Origin of the sequence: Duganella callida, from assembly GCF_004614165.1 — a bacterium.
Lineage (GTDB): Bacteria > Pseudomonadota > Gammaproteobacteria > Burkholderiales > Burkholderiaceae_D > Rugamonas > Rugamonas callida.
Window position 1 is genome coordinate 1 of sequence record NZ_SPVG01000262.1, and the last position, 3,690, is coordinate 3,690.

2 protein-coding genes and 1 pseudogene are annotated in these 3,690 nt (G+C 69.3%); all 3 read right to left on the reverse strand.

Features of this window, described 5'->3' with window-relative positions:
* A pseudogene (locus tag E4L98_RS27350) lies at positions 1 to 511 on the reverse strand (tRNA U-34 5-methylaminomethyl-2-thiouridine biosynthesis protein); the annotation flags it as partial.
* Positions 508 to 1,068, reverse strand: coding sequence for a DNA-3-methyladenine glycosylase I (locus E4L98_RS27355; RefSeq protein WP_135204696.1), 561 nt, complete (start codon positions 1,066 to 1,068; stop codon positions 508 to 510). The gene E4L98_RS27355 and the pseudogene E4L98_RS27350, both read right to left, overlap by 4 nt.
* Before the next feature lie 4 nt (positions 1,069 to 1,072).
* Positions 1,073 to 3,690: diguanylate cyclase (locus E4L98_RS27360; RefSeq protein ID WP_135204697.1), on the reverse strand; the 2,618-nt coding region annotated here is incomplete at its 5' end.

Consider the following 3,690-nt stretch of genomic DNA (forward strand, 5'->3'; position numbering starts at 1 on the left):
CCCCCATGCGGCCGCGGTAGACCGCATCGATGTCGGGCGGCGCGGACGCCGTCTCGGCGGTGACTGCTCCCGCCGGCCGCACGCCAGCGGTGGCGACATCGACGGAAACGCCTGGCGCCAGCCGGCACGCGAAGCCGGCGGCGGTGAGCGCCCACACCAGCGCCTCGTCGGCGGCGCGCGCGTGCAGTGCCGCGCCCTGGACCGCCAGCCCGGCCAAAAGCCGCGCATGCGATGGCGCCAGCGGGCCGAGATGGAATTCGTCCACATGCGCGCGGATCTGCGGCAGCACGGCATCCGGCGCGCCGACCAGCAGATCCAGCGTCGCATCCTGATCGAGTATCACGCGGTGGAAGCCCGGCACATCCAGCGGCCACAGGTCCTGCAGACCATCTGGCGCCGGCGGCAAAACAGGCGCCAAGCCGATGTAATGCAAACGCCCGCCCTGCGCGCGCGCCGCCGCGAACCGCTCGCCACGGCCGAAGTCCGTGTCGAGCACCACCCGGGTGTTCACTTGCGCGCCTTCCTGCAGAAGCAGTCCGGGTCATGGTCGTTCACCAGGCCGACGCCCTGCATGTACGCGTAAATGATCGTCGAGCCGACGAACTTGAAACCCAGCTTGCCCAGATCCCTGGAGATCCGGTCCGACAGCTCGGTCTTGGCCGGACGCGGTCCCTTGCCGTTCGCAATCGGCTTGCCGCCGACATAAGACCACATCAGCTCATCCAGACTGCCGCCGCCCTCCACCAGCCGCAGATAAGCCTGCGCATTGGTGATCGCCGCCGCCACCTTGAGCCGGTTGCGCACGATGCCGGGATTGGCCAGCAATTCCGCCACCTTTTCCGTACCGTAGGCGGCGATCTTCCTGGCGTCCCACTGGTCGAAAGCCTGGCGGTAGTTCTCGCGCTTGTTAAGGATGGTCTCCCAGCTCAAGCCGGCCTGCGCGCCCTCCAGGTTCAGCATCTCGAACAGGCGCCGCTCGTCGTGGCAAGGCACGCCCCATTCGGTATCGTGATATTCCAGGTACAGCGGATTGGCCGGGTTGGCCCAGCTGCAGCGTTTCTTTTCCATGTCGTTAGCCCAGTTCCAGGTCGCTGGACAAGCCGATGCGGCGACGTTCGCCATCCAGCACCAGCGGTCCAGGCAGATTGCTGACCAGCCGCACCTCGCCCTCGGCCACCGCCTGCTCGAGATGCTGCATCACCCGCGCGAACACCCCATCGGGACGCGCGGCGGCGGTACTATACACGGCGGCCCAGGCATTGCGGCCGGATCGCTTGGCGATGTACAACCCCTGGTCGGCCAGCTCCACCACCTGCGACCATGACAGCAGGCGTGGCTGCTCCGGCAGGAACGGGAAACAGGCGAAGCCGATGGAGCAGGTCTTGGACAGGCGCGCGCCGTCCGGCAGCACGAAGTCGCGCTCCTCCACCGCGCGGCGCATGCGCTCCGCCACGCCGGCCGCCTCGTCGCGATGGGTGGCGCGCGCCAGCACCAGGAATTCCTCGCCGCCCCAGCGGATCACGTAATCGGACTCGCGGAACACCTCGCGCAGGCGCTCCTGCATCTGCACCAGGATCGCGTCGCCGGCCGAGTGGCCGTAACGGTCGTTGACTTCCTTGAAGTGGTCCAGGTCGACCATGAAGAACACCAGATCGTTGGGCGTCTGCAGATCGCATTCGGTCAGTTCGCGGTGCTGGCCGGTGTCGTAACCGCGCAGGCTCATGGCCACGTCGGCGTCGACGTTCTGCAGGAAGAAACGACGGTTGCGCAGGCCGGTCAGCTGGTCGGTCAGACTGACCTCCTCCAGCGCCTTGTACGCCTGCTCCAGCTCGAGGTTCTTTTCCAGCAGCTGCTCCTGCGTCGCCGCCACCTGGCGGTAGGCGGCGGCGTTGTCCATGGCGATGGCGCCGTAGGCGCACAGGGTGCGGAAGATCAGCCGTTCGCGCTCGCCGTAGGCATGCGCGCGCAGCGCCTGCACCGTCATCACGCCCATCACGCGTTCGCCCACGCGCAGCGGCGCAAACAGCAGCGTCAGCGTCGGCAGGGTGCCGGGGATCAGATTGGGCGTGACACCCTGTTCGTCCAGCTCCACCAGAATCTCGCGCCGCTCGCGCACACAGCGCGCCGTGTTGGCGCTGGGGTCGGACATCATGATGCGGGTCGGCGGCAGCGGCTTGCCGGCCTCGATGCCGAACGCGCAGACCAGCGATTCGCCGTCCGGCTGCAGCAGGAAGATCGAGAAGTGGGTCGCGTCCAGCAGCCCGTGCACATGGCGGTCCAGCGCGCGGAACACCGCCGCCGCATCCAGGTGCGCGGTGATCTCCTGGCCGATGGCGCTCAGGTGCTCCAGCGTCGCGCTGATCTGCTGCAGCACCTCGGCGCGCTGCGCTTCGGCGGCGGCCAACTGGCGGTGATGCTCGCCCTCGGCCTGCGCGCGCTCGGTCTGATACTGCACCTGCATGGCGATGGCGCGGTTGGTGGCTTCCTTGCTGTGGGTCTGGTCGCGCGCGGTGTTGGCGCGCAGCGCGATGGTGTAGGCGCGCTCGTAATCGCCGATCGCCGCATACTCGCGCGCCGCCGCGTCCAGCAGCGCGCCGGGCACCGTATAGCCGTCGATGGTGGCGGCGATCTCCAGCGCCAGCTGCAGATAGTGCAGCACCGGGTTCGGCGCCATCATCAGGCCCGGCGCCGGCAACTGGTGGCGCGCGTGGATATCGGCCAGCACGTTCAGCGCGGCGATCTGGCTGGTGGCGTCTTCATGCTCGCGCGCCAGCGCCAGCGCGCCCTGCGCGGCGGCCAGCGCATCCTCGGGACGCGCCAGGTGCGACAGCGCATGCGCCTGGCCGCGCCGCGCGCTGCTCTGGAAATCCTTCTGGTGCAGGGCGTCGCCGCGCGCGGCCAGGCGGGTAAAGCTTTCCAGCGCGGCCGCGTGATTGCCCAGGTCCAGCGCCAGGTCGCCCTGGTATTCCAGCGCCACCGCGTACGCGCGCGAACCGGACAGCGGCGTCAGCGTGGTCAGCGCCTCGCGCAGCAGACTCTGGGCGGCATCGCGCTGGCCCAGCTGGCGCAGCGTTTCGGCGGTCTGCATCAGGCACATGCCGATACTCAGCGGCCAGCCGGTGGGACGCGCCAGGTCCAGCCCGCGCTGCATCCAGTCCAGCGCCGCCTCATGCGCGTTCAGGCTGGTGAAGCCGTTGCCGATGTTGGTGGCGACGATGATGGCGCGGCGGATCTGACCGGTGGTCAGCGCCGTCTCGAAACTCAGCATCAGGTGGCCGATGGCGCGGCCGTAGTCGCTGCGCTGGAAGGCGCAGGTGCCGAAGAAATCGCTGATCCAGCCGGCGGTCACCGGCGCCGCATCCGTCAGGTCGGCGCTGAAGCGGCCCTTCCAGCGTTCCTGCGCGATCTGCGAATCGCTGAAGGCATCGCAGATACCGGAGGCGGCGTCGATCACATCGATGCGCACCGGATCGCCGGCGGCGCGGGCGGCGGCGGCGGCCTGGCGCAGCCAGGCGTCGCCATTGATGCTGTCGCCGCGGTCGTTGGCCACCCAGGCCATGATCCAGCAGCCGTCGGCGCGGCAGGCGGCGGCGGCGGCCGGCAGGGCGGCGGCCGCCTGTTCGCACAGCCGCAGGGCCTGCTCGGCCTGATACTGCGCGGTGTCGAGCTGGCCGGACAGCCAGACTGGCT

What these genes read in the sequence shown, in the direction of transcription:
- E4L98_RS27355 (WP_135204696.1), bottom strand. Translation starts at nt 1,068, where the DNA reads ATGGAAAAGAAACGCTGCAGCTGGGCCAACCCGGCCAATCCGCTGTAC.